This is a genomic window from Janthinobacterium sp. P210005 (assembly GCF_036231865.1).
Lineage (GTDB): Bacteria > Pseudomonadota > Gammaproteobacteria > Burkholderiales > Burkholderiaceae_D > Janthinobacterium > Janthinobacterium kumbetense.
Genome location: NZ_JAZARC010000001.1, coordinates 740283 through 759901, shown reverse-complemented (window position 1 = coordinate 759901; position 19619 = coordinate 740283). Strand labels below are relative to the sequence as shown.

The following is a 19619-nucleotide window of genomic DNA, read 5'->3' as shown; positions in this document are numbered from 1 at the left end:
GCATGAATCCCGCAGCGCATTGCGCTGCAGATACTGGCGCCGCTTGCCTGGCGCCTCCCTTTTTTCTCTGAGAGTAACAATGCTAGACCATATTGATCTGACGAAGCTTATATTCGGCCGTCTGACTTGGGATGCAATTCCATTTCACGAACCTATCCTGCTGGCGACCTTTGCAATGGTCGCCCTGGGCGGTATCGCACTCGTTGCGGCACTGACGTATTTCCGCGTCTGGGGTACCCTGTGGCGCGACTGGATCACCAGTATCGACCATAAAAAAATCGGTATCATGTACATGATCCTGGGCCTGGTCATGCTGCTGCGCGGCTTCGCCGACGCGCTCATGATGCGCACCCAGCAGGCAATCGCCTTTGGCGACAATGCCGGCTTCCTGCCACCGCATCACTACGACCAGATCTTCACCGCCCACGGCGTGATCATGATCTTCTTCGTCGCGATGCCTTTCGTGACGGGTCTGATGAACTACGTGGTGCCGCTGCAAATCGGCGCGCGCGACGTGGCTTTCCCTTTCCTTAACAACTTCAGCTTCTGGATGACCACCATGGGCGCCGCCCTGGTCATGGCTTCGCTGTTCGTCGGCGAATTCGCCCGCACGGGCTGGCTGGCGTATCCACCGCTGTCGGGCATCGTCGGCAGTCCGGACGTGGGGGTAGACTATTACATATGGTCCTTGCAGATTGCCGGGGTCGGGACGCTATTGTCCGGCGTCAACCTGATCGCCACCATCGTCAAGATGCGCGCACCAGGCATGACCTGGATGAAAATGCCGGTCTTCACCTGGACCGCACTGTGCACCAACATCCTGATCGTCGCCGCCTTCCCGGTGCTGACGGCTGTATTGGCCATGCTGTCGCTGGACCGCGTTGCAGGCTTTAACTTCTTCACGACGGAACTGGGCGGCAACGCCATGATGTACGTCAACCTGATCTGGATCTGGGGTCACCCAGAGGTCTACATCCTGATCCTGCCGCTGTTCGGCGTGTTCTCGGAAGTCGTTGCCACCTTCAGCAGCAAGCGCCTGTTCGGCTACGCTTCGATGGTGTACGCCACCTGCGTCATCATGATCCTGTCGTACCTGGTATGGCTGCATCACTTCTTCACCATGGGTTCGGGCGCCAGCGTCAACTCCTTCTTCGGCATCACGACGATGATCATTTCGATCCCGACGGGCGCGAAGATCTTCAACTGGCTGTTTACCATGTACCGCGGCCGTATCCGCTTCGAACTGCCCATGCTGTGGACGATCGGCTTCATGGTCACCTTCACCATCGGCGGCATGACCGGCGTATTGCTGGCCGTACCACCAGCGGACTTCGTGCTGCACAACAGCCTGTTCCTGATCGCCCACTTCCATAACGTGATTATCGGCGGCGTGGTCTTCGGTGTATTCGCTGCGATTAACTACTGGTATCCGAAAGCCTTCGGTTACAAGCTCGACGCGTTCTGGGGCAAGTGCTCGTTCTGGTTCTGGTTCGTCGGCTTCTACCTGGCCTTCATGCCGCTGTACGTGCTGGGCCTGATGGGCGTGACCCGTCGTGTCAACCACTTTGAAGATCCATCGCTGCAAATCTGGACCATCATCGCCTGGTTTGGCGCCGTCTCGATCGCACTGGGCATCGCGTCCATGCTGATCCAGTTCTTCGTCAGCTACCGCAACCGTCACGCCCTGCGCGACGTGACCGGCGACCCATGGGGCGGCCGTACGCTGGAATGGTCGACGTCGTCGCCACCGCCAGACTATAATTTCGCCTTCACGCCGCAAGTTCATGAACTCGATGCATGGACTGACATGAAGAAACACGGTTACCAGCGTCCGACGTCCGGTTTCACGAAGATCCACATGCCGAAGAACACCTGGGCTGGTTTCGTGATCGCCGCACTGTCCGCACTGGTCGGTTTTGGCCTGATCTGGCAAATGTGGCTCGTCGCCAGCGTTGGCTTCGTGATCATGATGGTCACCATCATCGTCCATACCTTTAACTACAAGCGCGATTACTACATTCCTGCGGAAGAAGTGGTCCGTACCGAAGACGCTTATACTAAATTGCTGAGCAGCCATGTCTGATACCATCGCCCATAACACCGGCGCCGCTGGCGCCGCACCAAGCACGCGCAGCTACTTTGTGCGCGAGCACCACCCGGAAAACGGCAGCTTGCTGGGTTTCTGGCTCTACCTGATGAGCGATTGCCTGATCTTCGCCTGTCTGTTCGCCACGTATGCCGTGGTCGGCCGCAGCTACGCGGACGGCCCGACGGGCGCCGCGCTGTTCGACCTGCCGCTGGTGGCCGTCAACACGGCCATGCTGCTGTTGTCGTCGATCACCTACGGCTTCGCCATGCTGACCATGCAGCGCAAGCAATTGCGCAGCACCCTGGTCTGGCTGGGCATCACGGGCCTGTTCGGCCTGGCCTTCCTGTCGCTGGAAATGTATGAATTCATTCATCTGATCCACGAAGGCGCCGGTCCGCAGCGCAGCGCGTTCCTGTCGTCGTTCTTCGCCCTGGTCGGTACCCACGGCTTGCACGTGACGTTCGGCGTGATCTGGCTCGTGACTTTGATGTTCCAGTTGAACAAGCATGGTCTGACCCCGGAAAACGGCCGTCGCATGATGTGCCTGTCGCTGTTCTGGCATTTCCTGGACGTCATCTGGATCGGCGTCTTCACCTTTGTCTACCTGATGGGAGTGCTGCCATGAGCGACCACCACACACACGGCGATAGCCACCACCATGACGATCACGATCATGGCAGCCTGAAAAGCTATACCATCGGCTTCATCCTGTCGGTGATCCTGACGGCCATTCCTTTCTGGCTGGTGATGACGAAAGCCATCACCAACTCGGGCACCATGGGCCTGGTCCTGCTGGCGTTCGCGGCCGTTCAAGTGGTGGTACACATGGTGTACTTCCTGCACATGAACACCAAGTCCGAAGGCGGCTGGAACATGATGGCGCTGATCTTCACCATCATGATCGTGGGTATTGCCATGGCCGGTTCCCTGTGGGTCATGTACCACATGAACCACAACATGATGCCGGATCTGATGCCTGAGTACATGCATACGAAAACGGCTCCATGATGAGTAATACGCGCCCAAGCAACACCGGGCGCGCCCCTGGCGCCGCATCGCAAGATGCCGCGCCAGGCCCACGCGGCATGGCTGTGCATTATTCAAAAATTGCACTGGCCTTGCTGGCGGGGATCTTATTTGCCGGTTTCTGTGCCCTGGGCACCTGGCAAGTCAAGCGCCTGTTCTGGAAGCTTGACCTGATCGAGCGCGTCGAACAACGCGTACATGCGCCCGCAACGGACGCGCCTGGACCCGCAGCCTGGGCCAGTGTCACGCAGCAAACGGATGAATACCGCCATGTGCGACTCTCCGGTACGTATCTCCCCATTTTCAATACCCTGGTGCAAGCAACGACGGCACTGGGCAGCGGTTACTGGCTGGTGACGCCCTTGCGCCTGGCCGATGGCAGCACCGTGCTGATCAACCGCGGCTTCGTGCCGAAACGCGAAGGCATCGCCGCCGGCACGCCGGCCGGCATCGTCCACGTGGACGGTTTGCTGCGCGTCAGCGAGACGGGCGGCGGTTTCCTGCGCGAAAATAGTCCTGCCACGCAGCACTGGTATTCGCGCGACGTGGCCGCCATCGGCGCCTCGCACATGCTGACCAACGTGGCGCCATACTTCGTTGATGCGAAGGCAAAGTCGGAAACGGCTGCCGACGCTCCCGTCGGCGGGCTGACCGTGATTTCCTTCCACAACAGCCACCTCGTGTACGCCTTGACATGGTTCACCCTGGCCTTGATGGTAGCCGGTATCAGCTGGTGGATCGTGCGCGAAGACAAACGTCGCCGCGCGCGCAAGGCCAGCTTGTCCCAACAGCACCTTGATCTATCGCAAGAAAGCGACCATGCCGGGCAGGATTGAGATCCTGCCCAACCGCGAGGTATTAGAACGCGGTGCGGTGGCGGCCGAGATGGAACATCCGGCCGGCCACCAGAACATGAAGCTGCTGATCCAGCTGCGCTGGCTGGCCGTGATCGGCCAGATCAGCACGATCTTTGGCGTGGGCGTGGGACTGGGCATCGCCTTGCCCGTGCCCTACATGCTCGAAGTGCTGTCCTGCCTCATCGCTTTTAATTTAGCCAGCCTGCTGCGCTGGCACGAACGCCAGCCCGTGTCCAACACGGCCCTGTTCCTCGCTCTGCTGGTCGACGTCACCGTGCTGACGGCCCAGCTCTACCTGAGCGGCGGCATCAGCAACCCGTTTGCCTTCCTGTACTTATTGCAAGTCATCCTCAGCGCCGTCCTGCTGGAAGTGTGGTCGACGTGGATCATGGTGGCCATCACCAGTCTGTGCCTGGCGGGCCTGGCCTTGTTGCCCGGCCCCTTGATCCTGCCGATCGACCCGGAACGGGGCTTTTCCAGCCTGTACGTGCAAGGCTTGCTGATCTGTTTTATTTTGAACGCCGCCTTGCTGGTGGTGTTTATTACGCGCATCAACCGCAACCAGCGCGCCGGCGACGCCAAGGTGGCCGACTTGCGACAGCGCGCGGCGGAAGAAGAGCACATCATCCGCATGGGCTTGCTGGCTTCGGGCGCCGCGCACGAGCTGGGCACGCCGCTGGCAACCCTGTCTGTCATCCTCGGCGACTGGCGCCGCATGCCGGAATTGAGCAAGAACAGCGAATTGCTGGAAGAAATCACGGAAATGCAGGCGCAATTGCAGCGCTGCAAGAGCATCGTCAGCGGCATCTTGCTGTCGGCGGGTGAAGCGCGCGGCGAATCGTCCGTGAAAACGACGATCAACACCTTCCTCAACGACCTGGTCGACGAGTGGCGCACGAGCCGCCCGATCCAGGATTTCGAGTACGATAACCGCATCGAGCACGACGTGCCCGTCGTCTTCGATTCGACCCTGAAACAAACCATCTGCAATGTGCTCGACAATGCGCTGGAAGCGTCGCCCGACTGGCTGCGCTTCGAAGCGACGCGCGAAGCGGATGCCTTGCACCTGGTCATTACCGATGCGGGTCCCGGCTTCGAGCCGTCGATGCTGACGCACCTGGGCAAACCGTATCAAAGCAGCAAGGGCAAGCCCGGCGGCGGCCTCGGCCTGTTCCTCGTGGTGAATGTTGCGCGTACCTTGGGCGGTACGGTGACGGCGCGCAACAGGGTGCAGGGCGGGGCGGTGGTGCACCTGGCCTTGCCGCTGGCGGCCATCAAACTGGAAAGAGAAAGCGACCACCATGCAGGATGACCGTCTGTTACTGATCGTGGAAGACGACGCCGCGTTTGCCCGCACCCTGGGCCGCTCGTTCGAACGGCGCGGCTACCAGGTCATCCTGGCCACCAATTTCGATGAGGCGAGCGCCTTGCTGGAACAGCATTGCCCCGACTACGCCGTCGTCGATTTGAAGCTCAATGGCAATACGTCAGGCCTGGCTTGCGTGCAGATGCTGCACCAGCACGACCCGGAGATGCTGATCGTCGTGCTCACCGGTTACGCCAGCATCGGCACGGCCGTCGAAGCCATCAAGCTGGGCGCCTGCCAGTACCTGGCGAAACCGTCGAACACGGACGACATCGAAGCGGCCTTCGGCCACGTGGCCGGCAACGCGGACATCGAACTGACGAACCGCGCCACCAACATCAAGACCCTGGAATGGGAACGCATCCACGAAATGCTGGCCGAGACGGATTTCAATATCTCGGAAACGGCGAGAAGGTTGGGCATGCACCGGCGCACCCTGGCGCGCAAGCTGGAAAAGCAGCGGGTGAAGTAGGGCGCCGCGCCAGCTAGTCGTCGGCGAACGTCAGTTCGAGCACGCTGTCGTCGCTCCAGTCCTGTTCCCGCAGCGGCGGCGTGAACGACGAACCGCTGAAGGGCACGGGCGCGCTCTTGCCATTAAAACTGATCGTCGCAGCCGTAATGCGCCGCGGCTCGGAAAAGCTGTAGGTTCCCTTTTGCGACACGAAATTGCACGGGCCGCCCAATGCGCTCATCGCCGTGCGCATGGCGAAAGGCAAGGTTTCCTTGTCGATGGCCCAATGCACTTCGCACGCCAGCCGCAGGTCGCCCAGGCGGCGCAGCGTGTCGCTGGTGGCCGCGCTCCTGACGTAGGGTATCCACCTGACCGACCCCGCCTTGCGGTTGACGGTCAGCTCGGCCTTCTCATACAGAGGACCCTGTTCGACGGGCAGGCTGAAGATATTGCGCTCCCCCAGCGGTATCGCCATACCCGCCTCGTCGCTTTCCAGCCGCAGCGCGATGGCATGCATGTCGACATCGGCACGGCGCGGCTCCAGGATGAAGCGCAATTCGGCGCCGGGCGCCAAGCCGTGTTTTTCCTCGAAGCGTTTCACCCCCTTGAGCATGGCACTGTAGGGTTTCCAATCCGGATCCCGGATGCCTTTGACATTGACGGACGCCGCCGTATCGGGTTCAGCCTGTTCCACGGCCGGCGCCACGGCTTGTTCTACATCAGCCTGGGCGTGGACGGCGGTGCCGCATGCACACAGCAGAAGTCCGGCGATTGCACGCATATTCATCCTGTTCATTTGCCTCTCACGTCATTGTTTATCAAGTCAGAGCAGTCTGTTTTTCCTGCCCATTCAAGGAAACATGAGTGTAGAAAAGAATGGCGATGAATGGGGATTTTTAGGACAGAGTGTCAATCTGGAGCAATGGAATGCTTGAATCAGCTGTTTTCTTAGAGGCATTGGGGAAAGAAAGCAACGTTGTGCCGATGCCGCGTCGATGCGCGTATCTGCCATGAATGATTTACTCGCTAAAACACTGTATTTACGTCAATGCCATCAACAGGCCGGAAGCGATGACTACCGCAGCAAACAGGGCGACGGCAAAGCGATTATGCGGCAACGCTCTCGCCGGCGGGTAGTGGCCCAGCGTGAGTAGCCGTAGTATTGCCCAGCCCGGCCAATAGAACAGCTTTTCAATGACCGTTCCTAACAGGTTATAGATCAGCAGACGAACGATCCAGACGATGCCGTCAAAAATCCAGTCAAACACGATTCATCCTCGTGGGGACGCAAGAATGGCAGCTACGCGCAGTGATCGAACTCATGCCACCGCCAGCCATTCCATTTTCTGCACGCGGATATGGGGATGGCTTTCCAGCGCTTCCCATTCCGGTAAAAAGACAAAGCCCTGTTTCCGGTAAAACGCGGCCGCGCGCGCATTTTCCGGCGCGACGTCGAGTACCAGCCGCGCGTGGCCATTGCCGACGGCGCATCGTTTCACGGCCTCGACCAGGTCTTGCGCCACGGTCAGGCCGCGATATTCGGAATGTACCCACATGGCGATCAGATGGCATTCGCCATTGCCGGCCACCACTTGCGCGGCCAGGCCGACGGGTTGTTCTGCGTCAAAGGCAAGGAAAAACGTGCGCTGCGGCGTGCTGACGGCGCGCTGTTGCCAGTCGGCGTCCGAAAAAGCGGCGGCGCTGGCGTGGCTGGCGCCAAAGGCCGTGGGGGCGTCGAGCAGGGCGGCCAGGCGCGTGGACTTCAGCGCCGGCCAATCGGCGGCGCTGGTGGGGCGGATGACGATGTGGTTCAAATCTGTGACATTTCTTCACTGGTGGGCACGGCCGTGGACGAGGAAATCTTCTTGTACGCTTCCGCCAGCATCGTGACGGTAGCCACGTCGTTCACGCTGCGCGCCTGGATGACTGTCTCGCCCGCAGCGATGGTGATGTCGCCGTTCGCATAGCTGGCGGGAAAGCGCCGTTCGACGATCTTGTTGGTGAGGACATTGCGCGCATAGCGCAGCGCCACGAGCCGCTCGCCTTCCTGCTTGATGACGACATAGTTCGGGACGGTGGTGCGTTCCAGTTTCCAAGTGCCGATAAAGTCTTCGACAGGCGCGGCGCTGGCGTTGGTGAACAGCGCGCAGCAGGCGGTGGTAATACCAAAAAACAATTTTTTCATGGTGCCGGTAATTCCATGCAAGGGTGGCCCGCATAGGCGGGAAAGACGTCCGTCATGCTTGAATGGCGTGGCGCGCATCCATGGGTGGCGCCAGTCATTTAAGTATTTGGCAATATTAACAGCATCAATGCCTTGCTGGTGCCCGTGCATGCTGCAGTGTTGTATGCGCGTAAGACTTTGCCTAGCTGTTGGCCTCAAACGCGCGGTGGTAGGTCACGTTGCCTGTTGGTAAGGACCCCGCCAGATGCAGTGTCTGGAAATACTCGGCCGGCACGCCCGGCAGGGTCAAGGCAGCGTCCGAGCGGAAGCCGAAACGCCCGTAATACCGTGGATCGCCCAGCACCACGCAGCCGGCCGCGCCCAGCCGGTGCAAGTCGTTCAGCAATTGCCTGATGAGCTGGCTGCCCACGCCCTGTTGCTGATGGCCAGGGGCAACGGAAACGGGACCCAGCCCATACCAGCGCGGCGTGCCATCGCTGATACTGACGGGGGAGGCGGCCACGTGGCCGATGATGGCGCCTTCCAGTTCGGCCACCAGCGACACGCTCAGGGCGCCCGCGTCGCGCAAGGCCTTGACGATGAACTGTTCTGTGTGGTCCGTGTGTTCCGCATGCAGAAAGGCGTCGCGCGTGAGGTGGTCGATGGCGTCGACGTCGGCCGCGGTTTCCTTGCGAATGATCAACGCTTGTGTCATGACTGGTCCCACACTTCGATGCTCAGCAGTTGGCCGGCCTGGCAGGCGGCGATGCGCTCCGGATGCACGGTGATGGTGCCGGGCCAGCCCGTCAGCGTATCTTGCGGAAATTCCCCATGCTGCGCCTCGGCAATGCCCGCCTGCAGCAGGGGCGCGATGACGTCCGCCGAAGCCGTGTAGCGGTTGGGAAAGCCGTTCGACGACAGCTGGGTCGCCTTGCCGTCGTGGCACAGCTGCGCGATCCAGTCGGCGCCGAACAGGCCCGCTTCCCAGGTGGCGAGAAATGCGTCCTTGTTGATTTTCGTCATGTCGGCCAGCTGTTCCGGCGTTTCTGTCGAGATAATGGTCCACCAGCCTGACATGGGCGATCCTTGCGAAAAGTGACAATTAACGGGTCATGGCGCGGCGCAGCAGGTAGCTGAGACCATCGACGGCGGCCACCATCAGCAGCATGGCGACGATGACGGTGGCGGCGTTCTGCATCTGGAACAGCGACAGATGGTATTTCAGCATCTGCCCCAGGCCGCCCGCACCGACGACGCCGAGGATGGCGGCGGCGCGGATATTGTTTTCCCAGCGGTACAGGGTGTAGGACATCATTTGCGGGCTGCATTGCGGCAAGGTCGCGTACAGGAAGGCCACGGCGGGGCGCGCGCCGTTGATGCGCAAGGTCGCCGCCGGCAAGGGCGGGCAATTCTCGAAGGCGTCGGCAAACAAGCGGCCCAGCACGCCCACCGTGTGCAGCGCCAGCGCCAGGGTGCCCGCGAACGGACCCAGGCCGGCGGCGATCAGTAAAATTGACGCCCAGACCAGTTCCGGGATCGAGCGCAGCACGTTCAACACGCCGCGCGTCGCGTTGCGCGCCACGGTGCCAAAACGCCCGCTGGCGGGCAGGGCCAGCAGCGCGCCGAATACGGCCGCGATGACCGTGCCGATGGCCGACATGGCCAGGGTCTCGAACGTGGCCACACCGACTTTCATCAGGAAGGGGCTGGCCAGTTCGGGCGGGGCGAAGCCGTGCAGGAAGTCGGCGCTCGTGCGCACGGCGTCCGCGCTGAAAAACTCTCCCCATTTCAGGGGCAGGGTGGCGAAGCTGGCGATGACCAGCAGCAACAAACCGGCCAGCAAGGCCCAGGTGGACCAGCGCACGGGAGCAGGCGCGGGCATCGCTGTGAAATGCTGATGCTTCATGCCAGCCTCCGGCGCAACATGGCGGACACGGCGTCGGCGCCCGCCACCAGCAGCACGAAGACCATCAGCATGGTGGCCAGTTCGCTGCCCGCCATCATCTTCATCGATTCATCCATGCGCTGGCCCAGGCCGCCCGCGCCGACAAATCCCATGACGACGGAGCCGCGGATCGCGCATTCCCAGCGGTAGATCGTGTACGACACCAGTTCGGCGGCCGATTCGGGCAGGGCGCCGTACAGCAAGGCTTTCAGGCGGCCGCTGCCGTTGTGCAATAGCGCGTTGCAGGCGGACGCATCCGACGATTCGAGGATTTCCGCGTAGACCTTGCCCAGCATGCCGCAATAGGTGAGGGCGATGGCGATCACGCCCGCCGTCGGCCCCAGTCCCACGATACGCACCAATAACAAGGCCCAGACCAGTTCCGGCACGCTGCGCAGCAGCACCAGCAAGGCGCGGACCGCGTGGCGCAGGGCGGCGGCCAGGGGCGCCACCCGGCCGGAGCCGAGGCGCGAAATCGACAATCGTTCCGTCACCAGCAAGGTCAGGGGGATGGCGCCCAGCATGGCCAGCGCCATCCCGGCCGTGGCCATGGCGATGGTTTCCCAGCTGGAAATGGCCACCAGTTGCAGGAATTCCAGCGAGTGGGCGGGCGGCACGAAGCTGGCAAGGAATTGCCAGGTGGCCGCCAGGCTTTGCGCATCCCATAAAATCCACGGCTTGAATTCCGCCTGCACCAGCATCGGCCACAGCACGAGCAGCACGATGGCGGCGCCGGTCAGGCGGCCGCGCCAGGCGGGGTCGCGCGGCATCGCGGCGTTGGCGGATTTCAGCAAAGGGGCCTCGCGGCGTCCAGCTGCGTTTCCACGGCCTCGAACTGCGGCGCCGTATCCGCCTTGTTGCGGTACAGCTCGGCGATCATGGCGTCGCTGACCTGGGCGCCGGGCAAGTCGAAGACGATCTTGCCGTCGCGCAAGGCGACGATGCGCGTAAAGCAGGCGCGGGCAATTTCCACCTGGTGCAGGCTGCAGATCAGGGTGGCGTTGCGCGCCGTCGCTTCCGCTTGCAGCACGTGGATCGTTTGCAAGGCGAGCGTAGGGTCGAGCGCGGACAGCGGTTCGTCGACGAGGAAGACTTGCGCATCCGACACGAGCGCGCGCGCCATGCCGCAGCGCTGGCGTTCGCCGCCGGACAGGCGGTCGACCCGTGCATACAGCTTATCCTGCAGGTTGAATTTACCTAAAGCTTCCCACGCGGCGCGCGGGTCGACGGGCGCCAGCAGCGAACGGATGGCCGTCCACAAGCTCCATTGGGGCAAGCGGCCCGCCAGCACGGCGTTGACGACGCGCTGGCGCGGCGGCAAGGGTGGCGTTTGCGGCGCCAGGAACAGGCGCGCGCGCAAGGCGTGGCGCTCGGCGCTGCCGATTTGCCAGGGAGAAATACCCAGGATGTCCAAGGTGCCGGATTCGGGACGCAGCGCGCACGCCAAGGTGTGCAGCAGGCTGGTCTTGCCGGCGCCGGACGGGCCGATCAGGGCGATCTGCTCACCCTGGGCCACGTCCAGGTCCAGGTCCCGCAGGGCCAGCGCATTGCCGGCGGCGCCCGCGTGGTGGACGCTGACCTTGTGAAGTTGGAATGTCATGCGAGATTTCGGTGTGGGGGAGTGTGCCGGATGCGTCCGCAGGACGCCATCCGGCAAGTTTCAGCAGTTACTTCAACAACTTGGCATCGCGCGCAGCCGCTTCGATATCCTTGTAGTTCTCGGCCTTGGTCGGGATGAACTTGGTGGCGCGCTGCAGTTCGAGGATTTCCTTGCCTTCGGCCGTCGATGGGTCCAGCGCCAGGAAGGCGTCCGTCAGCTTCTTGCGCACGACGGGGTTCATGTCGGCGCGCACGCTCCAGTTGTAATCGTAGTAGCCTGGCGTCGTGTAGAACACGCGCACCTTGCTTGGATCGACCTTTTTCGCTTCGACGAGCTTTTCCCACACGGAAATGTTCAAGGTGCCCGCATCGACCTTGCCGCCGGCCACAGCCGCCACGGTGGCGTCATGCGCGCCGGAAAACGCGATGCGCTTCATGTCCGTGTCCGGGTTGATCTTTGCGGCCAGCAAGTAGTAGCGCGGCATCAAGTGACCCGAGGTCGACGATTCCGAGCCGAACGTGAAATTCTTGCCCTTCAGGTCGGACAATTGATTGATGTCCTTGCTGGTGGTCACAAACACGGAGCGGAACTTCGTGTCTTCCTCGCGCTGCACCAGGGGCACGATCTTGCCGCCGCTGCGCACGTTCGCTTGCACGAAGGTAAAACCGCCGAACCAGACCATGTCGAGCTTGTTATTGATCAAGCCTTCGACGGACGCCGCGTAATCGGTGACGGGCGTAAATTCCACCTTCATGCCCAGCTTTTTCTCCAGGTAGCTGCCCAGCGGCTTGAACTTGCGCTGCAATTCCGTCGGCGCTTCGTCGGGGATGGCGGAGACGCGCAGCACTTGCTGCGCTTGCGCCAGGCCGCTGTGGATGGCCAGGGTGGCGGCGACGGTGGCCAGGATGGCGGGGAACTTGGAAAATGAGTTGGAGAATGTGGTCATGGGACTGCCTTTGCAAAAAATATTCATTAGATTACGGAAACCCCGGTACTGCCTTCCTGCATCTCGCCGATGACGACGGCGTCGCCAAAGCCTTCGGCGCGGAAAATCGCCAGCACTTGCTCGACGGCTTCCGGCGCGCAGGCCACCAGCAGGGGGCCGGCCGTTTGCGGGTCCGTCAAAATGGCCTTGTCGATGGCGCTCAGGCTGTCGTCCAGCGCCACTTGCGCGCCATAGCCCTGCCAGTTGCGGCCCGAGGCGCCCGTGATGTTGCCGTTCTGCGCCAGTTGCTGCACTTGCGGCAGCAGCGGCACGTCATGCATGGCGATGCGCGCCTGCAACTTGGCGCCGCGCGCCAGTTCCAGGGTGTGGCCCAGCAAGCCGAAGCCCGTCACATCCGTCAGCGCATGCACGCCGTCCAGCAGTGCCAGTTTCTTGCCCGGGGTATTCAATTTGGTGGTGTTGGCTATCAGGGAAGCGTAACCCTCCGCGTCCAGCGCGTTCTTTTTCAGCGCGGCCGACAGGATGCCCACGCCGATCGGTTTGCCCAATACCAGCTTGTCGCCGGCGCGCGCGCCCGCGTTGCGCTTCACCTGCGACGGGTGGACCAGGCCCAGCACGACCAGGCCATAGATCGGTTCGACGGAATCGATGGTGTGGCCGCCCGCGATGGGGATGCCGGCCTGGGCGCAGATGGTTTCGCCGCCTTTCAAGATGAGGCCGATGGTTTCCACGGGCAGCTTGTTGATCGGCATGCCGACCAGGGCCAGCGCCATGATGGGCGTGCCGCCCATGGCGTACACGTCGGAAATGGCGTTGGTGGCGGCGATGCGGCCGAAATCGAACGGGTCGTCGACGATGGGCATGAAGAAATCCGTCGTGGCGATCAGCGCCTGCTCGACGTTGAGCTGGTAGACGGCCGCGTCATCCGAGGTTTCTATGCCGACCAGCAATTCCTTCGGCAGGGGAAAGCCGCCGCTGCCCTTTAAAATATCGGCCAGCACGCCCGGCGCGATTTTGCAGCCGCAGCCGCCGCCATGGGCAAATTCGGTCAATCGGATGGGGGTATTGGGTGTTGCTGCGCTATCGGACATGGTCGTCATCCTGCTCAAAAAGGTCATCAAAAGCTGCGCCGGCGCTTACGCGGCGCTGGCGGCACGGGGTTCGCCGACGATAGCACATAATGCGCGCGCGGCTTGCTCAAAGGCATGTTCTGAAATGTCGGGCAAGACCAGCGGCGTCGCCTGGGCGTAGCGGCTGAAGTTGCGGGCGATCGATTGCCGGTAGACGGGGTCGTAATGCTGCACCAGCAGTTCTTCCACCAGTTCGGCCATGCGGCCGGAAGTGGCCAGCTGCTGCCAGTGGGCAATTTTCTCCTTGCCATGCAGCTGCGTCAACAGGGCCAGCTGCACGTTCAGGCGCGCCGCATCGCCGACGAAATGCTCATAGTCCTGCATCAGCAATTGCACGCGCTGCTCCGTGGCCAGGCGCACGTCCGTGCAGGCGGCCGCGCGCATCTTGTCCATCAGCGCATCGGGCACGCGCAAACGGCCCACTTTCTTGCTTTCCGATTCGATGAAGACGGGGAGTTGCGGGTCGAAATGGCGCAGTTGCTGCCACAGCGCGCTTTCAAACGCTTTTTGCGCCGGCTGGTCCGCCTCGGGCAAGCCGCCCAGCACGGAGCCGCGGTGGGCCGCCAGGTCTTCCAGGTCGATCACTTGCGCGCCTTGCCTGTCGAGCACTTGCAGCAAACGGCTCTTGCCGCTGCCCGTGGGGCCGCACAGCACGTTGATGAAGTCGAAGCGTTCGGGCAGGGTGGCCAGTTCCGCATTCACGTGGCGGCGGTAATCCTTGTAGCCGCCTTCGAGCTGCGTGACGGGCCAGCCGATGCGCGCCAGGATATGCGCCATGGCGCCGCTGCGGTTGCCGCCGCGCCAGCAGTACACGAGGGGTTTCCAGTGCTGCGGGTGGCCGAGGAAACCGTCTTCGATATGTTGCGCGATGTTCCTGGCGATCAGCGCCGCGCCCAGCTTCTTCGCCTCGAAGGCGCTGGTCTGTTTATATAGGGTACCGACGCGCACGCGCTGTTCGTCGTCCAGCACGGGCAGGTTGATGGCGCCCGGCAAGTGGTCTTCCGCGAACTCGGACGGGCTGCGCACGTCGATGATGGCATCGAATTCATTCAGGCGCGGCAGGATGTCGCTGAAGGGAAGCACTGCAGGGTATTTCATCGTGGCGCGGCTGCTTGGAATGGGGAAAGACGTATTATCCCCGATAAACGCCCGTGCGGTGGTGGCTTAATACGCCTAACAAAACCGTAGCGAGCGGAAGGAAGTTGTGGCCGAGAAGCGCAACTGTACGAATGTACAGTGAGCATCGCAGACCGCAAATTACGACGCGCAGTAGGTTTTGATAGGTGTTTTTAGCCCAACAATCTGCCCAGCAACGGCGCCAGCAATACCGTGACGACGCCCGAGAAAATCATCGTCAGGCTGGCCACGGCGCCTTCTTCCGTGCCGACCCGGCGCGCCACGGATAATCCAAAACCGTGCGCGGCCGCGCCATACGGGGCGCCACGGGCGATGCGCATGCGCAAGGGCAGCAGTTTCAAGAGCGGTTTGCCCAGCATCAAGCCGAACAAGCCCGTCATCACGACGAAGATGCCCGTCAGCTGGGCCGAGCCGCCCATGTGGCGCGACGCTTCCAGCGCGAACGGCGTCGACACGGAGCGGGCCAGCAGGCTGCGCGCCATGTCGCCATGCACGCCCAGCAGACGGTCCAGCAGCAGGGTGGCGGCCACCGAGGCAACGATGCCGGCGCAGCTGCCCAGCGACAGGGCCAGCCAGTGTTTGCGGATCAGCTTGCGTTCCTGGAAGATGGGCAGCGCAAACGCAATGGTGGCCGGGCCCAGCAGCCACGGCAGCCAGCGCGTTTCGCCGAAATACGTGGCGAACGGCGTCGACGTCGCCTGCACGATGACGATCAATATCGCCGAGGTGCAGATGGCGGGCGTGAGCAGGAAATGCGGATGGCGGCGGTGCAGCGCCTGGTTGGCATAGAACAGCACCAGGGTCAGCAGCAAAAACAACAGGGACAACAGCAGGGTATTCATGCCGCTGTCCTCGCGGCGCGCTGGCGCAGCAGTTTCTGCAGGCGCAACTTGCGCTCATAGCGGCACACCCATTCCACCGTCAACGCCGTGGCCAGCATCACGCTGGCAAAGCCCAGGCCGATATTCACGAACAGCATCAGACCTTGCGACTTCAGCAGCTGTGTAAATTGCACCACGGACACGACCAGCGGAATGAAGAACAGCAGCATATTGGCCAGCAGCCAGTTCGCGCCCAGTTCGATGGCGGCTGGCCGCACCCAGCCCGCCAGCAGCAGGGCCACCAGCACGAACAGACCCACGACCCCGCCGGAAAACGGCAGGTGCAGGGCGGAGGCGGCCTCATCAGCCAGCCACCAGGCGGCGATCAGCACGCCCACTTGCCACACGGTGTGCACGGGCTGGCGCCAGGCAGGGATGGCGGGCAGGGCGGCGGTGGAACAGTGCAAGGCTTTCACGGCAGGCTTTCAAACGGCAGGGGGAAGTTTTCATTGTAGAGACCCCACATCAAAAGATAAAATGACTTAAACTCATGAAAATCATTCGATATTGGAATGCATCATGGATATCCGCTCCTTGCGCTACTTCGTCGAAGTGGTGGAACAGAACAGTTTTACGCGCGCGGCCGCCAGGCTGCACGTGACGCAACCGACAGTGAGCAAGATGATTGCCCAGCTGGAACAGTCGCTGGACCTGGCCTTGCTGGATCGCGCGGGCAAGCGTTTTACCCTGACGGACGCGGGCAAGGTGGTGCTGTCGCGCGCGCATACATTGCTGGCCCTGCACGCGGAACTGAAGGTGGAGTTGCGCGACCTGCAACATCTGGAACGGGGAGAATTACGGGTCGGCGTGTCGCCGCAAACCCATTCCACCCTGGCGCCGTGGCTGGCCGAGTACCACCAGCGCTATCCGGGCATCGAGCTGAAAATGTACGAAAGCGGCACGCAAGCGATCGAGCGCGACTTGCGCACGGGCACGGTGGAGCTGGGCACCATGCTCGACTATCCGGGCAATGCGGCCACCTGGCAGGATTTTGAAGCCTTGCCCCTCGTGCGCTCGCCGCTGTGCCTGCTGGCCGCGCCCGGCTCGCCGTGGCAGGGACGTGCTTCCGTCGCCCTGGCCGAACTGGCCGACAGCCCCTTCATTTTCTATGGCGCCGCGTTTGCCCTGAACGATATCGTGCTGGACGCCTGCCAGCGCGCCGGCTTCGCCCCGCGCATCACGGGCCGCAGCGGCCAGTGGGACTTTATTGCCTCGCTGGTCCGCCTGGGCGTGGGCATCTGCCTGTTGCCGAAGATGTATTGCGACACCCTGGAACCGTCGCAGTTTGCCGTCATTCCCCTGGCCGGCCCGCCCGTGGAATGGAATCTGATGCTGGCCTGGCGCCGCGGCGGGCGGCTGTCGTTTGCCGCCCGCGCCTGGCTGGAGCTCGTCAGGGCGCGCATGACGGACGCGGCACGTTTACAATAGGCGCTCGCCAACTTCCGTCCGACCAGATGAACATCAACGCCAAGGTTACAGCCAAAATCAAACGGACGGCAGGCTCGCTGCTGCTGGGATTGTTATGCACCGTGGGCCTGATGAGCGAAATGGGCTACGCCCAGGCCGCCATTCCCGTATATGGCTATTTCGTCAAGAATACCTATCCGCACGACCCCCAGGCGTTTACCCAGGGCTTGCTGTTCAAGGATGGCCATCTGTATGAAAGCACGGGCCAGAACGGCCAGTCGTCCTTGCGCAAGGTGGAATTGACAACGGGTAAGGTGCTGCAGAAAAGCATGCTGGACAAAACGGTGTTTGGCGAAGGAATCACGGATGTGGGCGATGAAATCCTGGGACTGACGTGGATTTCGCAAACGGGCTATGTGTTCGACCAGAAAACGTTCAAGCTGAAGCGCAAATTCAGCTACCAGGGCGAAGGCTGGGGCTTGGCCAGCGATGCTCATTTCGTCTACATGAGCGACGGCACGGCCGCCATCCGCGTGCTCAATCCGAAAACCCTGGCCGAGGTGCGCCGCTTCGAAGTGAAGGCCGAGGGCCGCCCCATCGAACGCCTGAATGAACTGGAAATGGTCGACGGGGAACTGTTTGCCAATGTGTGGGGCGCGGACGTGATCGCCCGCATCGACCCGGCCAGCGGCAAAGTTGTCGGCTGGATCGACCTGACGGGCTTGCTGCCGCCCGAGCAGCGGGGCACGGCCAATCCCGACGCCGTGCTCAACGGAATCGCCTGGGATGCGCGCGGCAAGCGTTTGTTTGTCACGGGGAAACTGTGGCCCAAGCTGTTCGAGATCGAGCTGATCGAAATCCAGCGCCACTGATGTTTCCTATCGGACAGTGTTGCTAGCGAAGAATCGTCTATGATGCTGTTCCTTCGCCCCGTGCGACCCTTGCAGGATGCCATGCTGTCCCTTCCTTTATGCCGCCTGGCGGCCGCCGCCAGCTTGCTGGCCACCGTCTTGCCCGCCGCGCAGGCGCAAACGCCATACGTGCCGGTGATGCAGCAATACGGCGACTTTGTCGTCACGCGCGACCGCCACGACCCGCTCGTCAACTTGTCTTTCCGTAAGCACGGCTATTGGCCCGGCGGCGCGCGCGAAGTGGTGGAAGTGCGGCCCCTGAAGGCCAGGCGCGAAGGCCAGCCCATGCTGCTGGCGTTTACCAAGGGCTATACGGGCCAGGGCACGATATTGATCGGCGTGCAGAACGGCGAACCGCTGATGCGCCCCGTCAGTCCTTTGCGGCGCGACGACATGGTGCGCACGGAGCGCGACCCCGAATGGGGCGTGCCGCAGCCGGGCCGCAGCGAAATACTGCTGTTTGCCCGCGACGGCCGCGCGCTCGATACGGATACGGGCGAACTGCTGTGGTTTGACATGCCGGGCATCGTCACCGGCGATTACGCGCCCGCCATGCTGGTCTCCGTCTCGCCCGACAGCCGGCGCGGCGCCTATCTGGCCCGCAGGGCGACCAGCGTGGAGGTCGTCGTCGCCACGCGCGACGACGGCGTGGCCGGCGTGCTGGCCTTGCCGCCCGACACCTATCAACGGTGGCTGAAGCCCTTGTCGCAGGCCGCTGCCGAACAGGCGGGCGCCGCCATCAAGGCGCGCCAGGGCCGCACGGATTCGAACCGCATCCAGCGCGAGCTGGAACTGGCCTGGTTCGGCCAGCAATTTCAATGGAAACAGGGCAAGAACGGCTTGCAGGTGACGGGGCTGGGCCTCATTTCCGCGCCGCCCGAGGGGGAACAGCCATGAGCATACCTGGACTGATCGCCGGCTGCTTCGCCGCCATCTTGCTGGCCGGCTGCGTGCACGGGGAAATATTCGCCCAGGATTATCTGGCGCAAGACATCGACAAGCAACAAGCCTTGCTGGAACTGGACGTGGTCTTCGGGCAAGCACCCGATGACAAGCTGACGTCGCGCGTAACGGCCCGCAATACCGTGGAATACACGGGCGCGCCGCATATCGTCGTACCGTTTTACCAGAAGGGCCTCGGCTTCGACCAGGGTTTTGCCGGCACCTACATGTTTGCCGTGCCCTATCCGATCGCCAAGGTCGAAACGGCCACGGCCAGCAGCCGCGTCTTCGGCCAGAAACTCGCCGGCCAGCAGCAGGGCAGCCCGCGCTACCGCTTCCGCGTGCCGGGCAAGGCGCAGTGGAACAGCAATGAAACCTTCATGCTGGGCTTTGAGCGCAAGGGCCGCCGCGAAGAAATCACTTTCCGTTTCAGCAACGAGCAAAGCTGCCCGTCCGCCTTCCTGGCCACCACGCCAAAATACGGTTTCCACATCAAGGTGGTGGCCACGTTCAAGGATGACAAAGGCTGCCTGAAAGTGTGCGACAGCCGCGACCAGTGGCCCGGCTTTTGCGCCTTCCAGCCGCCGCCCGGCGCCTGACTATCACCATGCAAGCCACGCGCCGGCGTTTGCCGGCGCGCCGCTTATACACGCGCGCGTTTTGCCGATTCTATTCAATTGTCATCGAATGACCGCCTGAAACGCCTATTTTCACGGCGTAAGGGCGGCGATATTGACGCAGGTCAATGTCTGGATCGGCGCATAAAT

The 19619-nt window shown here is 62.3% G+C and carries 24 protein-coding genes; 10 read left to right on the top strand and 14 right to left on the bottom strand.

The window, feature by feature from the left end:
* Positions 1-79: 79 nt before the first annotated feature.
* Genes cyoB through VPH40_RS03230 form a run of 6 tightly spaced genes read left to right on the top strand, consistent with a single transcriptional unit; the run spans position 80 to position 5810 of the window.
* Positions 80-2083, top strand: coding sequence for a cytochrome o ubiquinol oxidase subunit I (cyoB, locus tag VPH40_RS03255; protein ID WP_289897856.1), 2004 nt, complete (start codon positions 80-82; stop codon positions 2081-2083).
* Complete coding sequence (gene cyoC / locus VPH40_RS03250) at positions 2076-2714, top strand: cytochrome o ubiquinol oxidase subunit III (RefSeq protein ID WP_086144570.1); 639 nt, start codon at positions 2076-2078, stop codon at positions 2712-2714. The genes cyoB and cyoC overlap by 8 nt, the downstream gene beginning before the upstream one ends.
* Complete coding sequence (gene cyoD / locus VPH40_RS03245; RefSeq protein WP_099667923.1) at positions 2711-3097, top strand: cytochrome o ubiquinol oxidase subunit IV; 387 nt, start codon at positions 2711-2713, stop codon at positions 3095-3097. The genes cyoC and cyoD overlap by 4 nt, the downstream gene beginning before the upstream one ends.
* Positions 3094-3951, top strand: a complete 858-nt coding sequence (locus VPH40_RS03240; RefSeq protein ID WP_442906588.1) for an SURF1 family protein — start codon at positions 3094-3096, stop codon at positions 3949-3951. Before cyoD ends, VPH40_RS03240 begins: the two co-directional genes overlap by 4 nt.
* Entirely contained in the window at positions 3935-5284 is a 1350-nt protein-coding gene (locus tag VPH40_RS03235) for an ATP-binding protein (RefSeq protein WP_099667925.1), read from the top strand. Before VPH40_RS03240 ends, VPH40_RS03235 begins: the two co-directional genes overlap by 17 nt.
* Positions 5274-5810: a response regulator transcription factor gene (locus tag VPH40_RS03230; protein WP_034788474.1), complete on the top strand. Its 537-nt coding sequence runs from the start codon at positions 5274-5276 to the stop codon at positions 5808-5810. Before VPH40_RS03235 ends, VPH40_RS03230 begins: the two co-directional genes overlap by 11 nt.
* A gap of 13 nt (positions 5811-5823) precedes the next feature.
* Here VPH40_RS03230 and VPH40_RS03225 read toward each other — a convergent pair whose 3' ends face one another.
* The 14 genes from VPH40_RS03225 to VPH40_RS03160 form a co-directional block, all read right to left on the bottom strand.
* Positions 5824-6570, bottom strand: coding sequence for a hypothetical protein (locus tag VPH40_RS03225; RefSeq protein WP_328572650.1), 747 nt, complete (start codon positions 6568-6570; stop codon positions 5824-5826).
* Between the two features lie 259 nt (positions 6571-6829).
* Positions 6830-7057: a hypothetical protein gene (locus tag VPH40_RS03220; RefSeq protein WP_289904924.1), complete on the bottom strand. Its 228-nt coding sequence runs from the start codon at positions 7055-7057 to the stop codon at positions 6830-6832.
* 51 nt (positions 7058-7108) lie between these two features.
* Positions 7109-7603: a GNAT family N-acetyltransferase gene (locus VPH40_RS03215; protein ID WP_305061941.1), complete on the bottom strand. Its 495-nt coding sequence runs from the start codon at positions 7601-7603 to the stop codon at positions 7109-7111.
* Positions 7600-7974 (bottom strand): hypothetical protein, encoded by a 375-nt coding sequence (locus VPH40_RS03210; protein WP_328572649.1) that lies wholly within the window; start codon positions 7972-7974, stop codon positions 7600-7602. The genes VPH40_RS03215 and VPH40_RS03210 overlap by 4 nt, the downstream gene beginning before the upstream one ends.
* Positions 7975-8155: 181 nt before the next feature.
* Positions 8156-8668 carry a GNAT family N-acetyltransferase gene (locus VPH40_RS03205; protein ID WP_328572648.1) on the bottom strand — a complete coding sequence of 171 codons (513 nt, stop codon included), beginning with the start codon at positions 8666-8668 and terminating at the stop codon, positions 8156-8158.
* Complete coding sequence (locus VPH40_RS03200) at positions 8665-9030, bottom strand: hypothetical protein (RefSeq protein ID WP_328572647.1); 366 nt, start codon at positions 9028-9030, stop codon at positions 8665-8667. The genes VPH40_RS03205 and VPH40_RS03200 overlap by 4 nt, the downstream gene beginning before the upstream one ends.
* 25 nt (positions 9031-9055) lie before the next feature.
* Positions 9056-9859, bottom strand: coding sequence for a phosphonate ABC transporter, permease protein PhnE (gene phnE, locus VPH40_RS03195; RefSeq protein ID WP_328572646.1), 804 nt, complete (start codon positions 9857-9859; stop codon positions 9056-9058).
* Positions 9856-10668 (bottom strand): PhnE/PtxC family ABC transporter permease, encoded by an 813-nt coding sequence (locus VPH40_RS03190; protein WP_251349215.1) that lies wholly within the window; start codon positions 10666-10668, stop codon positions 9856-9858. The genes phnE and VPH40_RS03190 overlap by 4 nt, the downstream gene beginning before the upstream one ends.
* A gap of 17 nt (positions 10669-10685) precedes the next feature.
* Positions 10686-11498 (bottom strand): phosphonate ABC transporter ATP-binding protein, encoded by an 813-nt coding sequence (locus VPH40_RS03185; protein WP_099667935.1) that lies wholly within the window; start codon positions 11496-11498, stop codon positions 10686-10688.
* Positions 11499-11565: 67 nt separating this feature from the next.
* The gene (locus VPH40_RS03180; RefSeq protein ID WP_180278788.1) at positions 11566-12444 is read right to left on the bottom strand and encodes a putative selenate ABC transporter substrate-binding protein; all 879 of its coding nucleotides are present in this window, start codon (positions 12442-12444) and stop codon (positions 11566-11568) included.
* A 26-nt stretch (positions 12445-12470) separates the two neighbouring features.
* Entirely contained in the window at positions 12471-13535 is a 1065-nt protein-coding gene (selD, locus tag VPH40_RS03175; RefSeq protein ID WP_328572645.1) for a selenide, water dikinase SelD, read from the bottom strand.
* Positions 13536-13580: 45 nt separating this feature from the next.
* A complete protein-coding gene (gene mnmH / locus VPH40_RS03170; RefSeq protein WP_099667936.1) occupies positions 13581-14672 on the bottom strand; it encodes a tRNA 2-selenouridine(34) synthase MnmH in 1092 nt (363 codons plus the stop codon).
* A gap of 191 nt (positions 14673-14863) precedes the next feature.
* Positions 14864-15553, bottom strand: coding sequence for an LrgB family protein (locus tag VPH40_RS03165; RefSeq protein WP_099667937.1), 690 nt, complete (start codon positions 15551-15553; stop codon positions 14864-14866).
* A complete protein-coding gene (locus VPH40_RS03160) occupies positions 15550-16008 on the bottom strand; it encodes a CidA/LrgA family protein (protein ID WP_328572644.1) in 459 nt (152 codons plus the stop codon). The genes VPH40_RS03165 and VPH40_RS03160 overlap by 4 nt, the downstream gene beginning before the upstream one ends.
* A 103-nt stretch (positions 16009-16111) precedes the next feature.
* On the opposite strand from VPH40_RS03160, the gene VPH40_RS03155 reads away from it, so the two are divergent.
* Genes VPH40_RS03155 through VPH40_RS03140 form a run of 4 tightly spaced genes read left to right on the top strand, consistent with a single transcriptional unit; the run spans position 16112 to position 19451 of the window.
* Positions 16112-17020, top strand: a complete 909-nt coding sequence (locus tag VPH40_RS03155; protein WP_289914778.1) for a LysR family transcriptional regulator — start codon at positions 16112-16114, stop codon at positions 17018-17020.
* 26 nt (positions 17021-17046) lie between these two features.
* Positions 17047-17871, top strand: a complete 825-nt coding sequence (locus VPH40_RS03150; RefSeq protein ID WP_328572643.1) for a glutaminyl-peptide cyclotransferase — start codon at positions 17047-17049, stop codon at positions 17869-17871.
* Positions 17872-17910: 39 nt separating this feature from the next.
* Entirely contained in the window at positions 17911-18807 is an 897-nt protein-coding gene (locus VPH40_RS03145) for a hypothetical protein (protein WP_251348670.1), read from the top strand.
* Complete coding sequence (locus VPH40_RS03140) at positions 18804-19451, top strand: hypothetical protein (RefSeq protein ID WP_328572642.1); 648 nt, start codon at positions 18804-18806, stop codon at positions 19449-19451. The genes VPH40_RS03145 and VPH40_RS03140 overlap by 4 nt, the downstream gene beginning before the upstream one ends.
* Positions 19452-19619: the final 168 nt, after the last annotated feature.

Bases quoted from the DNA above. Each gene is read 5' to 3' on its own strand.
- cyoB (WP_289897856.1), top strand. From the start codon at position 80: ATGCTAGACCATATTGATCTGACGAAGCTTATATTCGGCCGTCTGACT.
- cyoC (WP_086144570.1), top strand. From the start codon at position 2,076: ATGTCTGATACCATCGCCCATAACACCGGCGCCGCTGGCGCCGCACCA.
- cyoD (WP_099667923.1), top strand. From the start codon at position 2,711: ATGAGCGACCACCACACACACGGCGATAGCCACCACCATGACGATCAC.
- VPH40_RS03240 (WP_442906588.1), top strand. From the start codon at position 3,094: ATGATGAGTAATACGCGCCCAAGCAACACCGGGCGCGCCCCTGGCGCC.
- VPH40_RS03235 (WP_099667925.1), top strand. From the start codon at position 3,935: ATGCCGGGCAGGATTGAGATCCTGCCCAACCGCGAGGTATTAGAACGC.
- VPH40_RS03230 (WP_034788474.1), top strand. From the start codon at position 5,274: ATGCAGGATGACCGTCTGTTACTGATCGTGGAAGACGACGCCGCGTTT.
- VPH40_RS03225 (WP_328572650.1), bottom strand. From the start codon at position 6,570: ATGCGTGCAATCGCCGGACTTCTGCTGTGTGCATGCGGCACCGCCGTC.
- VPH40_RS03210 (WP_328572649.1), bottom strand. From the start codon at position 7,974: ATGAAAAAATTGTTTTTTGGTATTACCACCGCCTGCTGCGCGCTGTTC.
- VPH40_RS03205 (WP_328572648.1), bottom strand. From the start codon at position 8,668: ATGACACAAGCGTTGATCATTCGCAAGGAAACCGCGGCCGACGTCGAC.
- VPH40_RS03200 (WP_328572647.1), bottom strand. From the start codon at position 9,030: ATGTCAGGCTGGTGGACCATTATCTCGACAGAAACGCCGGAACAGCTG.
- phnE (WP_328572646.1), bottom strand. From the start codon at position 9,859: ATGAAGCATCAGCATTTCACAGCGATGCCCGCGCCTGCTCCCGTGCGC.
- VPH40_RS03190 (WP_251349215.1), bottom strand. From the start codon at position 10,668: ATGCCGCGCGACCCCGCCTGGCGCGGCCGCCTGACCGGCGCCGCCATC.
- VPH40_RS03185 (WP_099667935.1), bottom strand. From the start codon at position 11,498: ATGACATTCCAACTTCACAAGGTCAGCGTCCACCACGCGGGCGCCGCC.
- VPH40_RS03180 (WP_180278788.1), bottom strand. From the start codon at position 12,444: ATGACCACATTCTCCAACTCATTTTCCAAGTTCCCCGCCATCCTGGCC.
- selD (WP_328572645.1), bottom strand. From the start codon at position 13,535: ATGTCCGATAGCGCAGCAACACCCAATACCCCCATCCGATTGACCGAA.
- mnmH (WP_099667936.1), bottom strand. From the start codon at position 14,672: ATGAAATACCCTGCAGTGCTTCCCTTCAGCGACATCCTGCCGCGCCTG.
- VPH40_RS03165 (WP_099667937.1), bottom strand. From the start codon at position 15,553: ATGAATACCCTGCTGTTGTCCCTGTTGTTTTTGCTGCTGACCCTGGTG.
- VPH40_RS03155 (WP_289914778.1), top strand. From the start codon at position 16,112: ATGGATATCCGCTCCTTGCGCTACTTCGTCGAAGTGGTGGAACAGAAC.
- VPH40_RS03150 (WP_328572643.1), top strand. From the start codon at position 17,047: ATGAACATCAACGCCAAGGTTACAGCCAAAATCAAACGGACGGCAGGC.
- VPH40_RS03145 (WP_251348670.1), top strand. From the start codon at position 17,911: ATGATGCTGTTCCTTCGCCCCGTGCGACCCTTGCAGGATGCCATGCTG.
- VPH40_RS03140 (WP_328572642.1), top strand. From the start codon at position 18,804: ATGAGCATACCTGGACTGATCGCCGGCTGCTTCGCCGCCATCTTGCTG.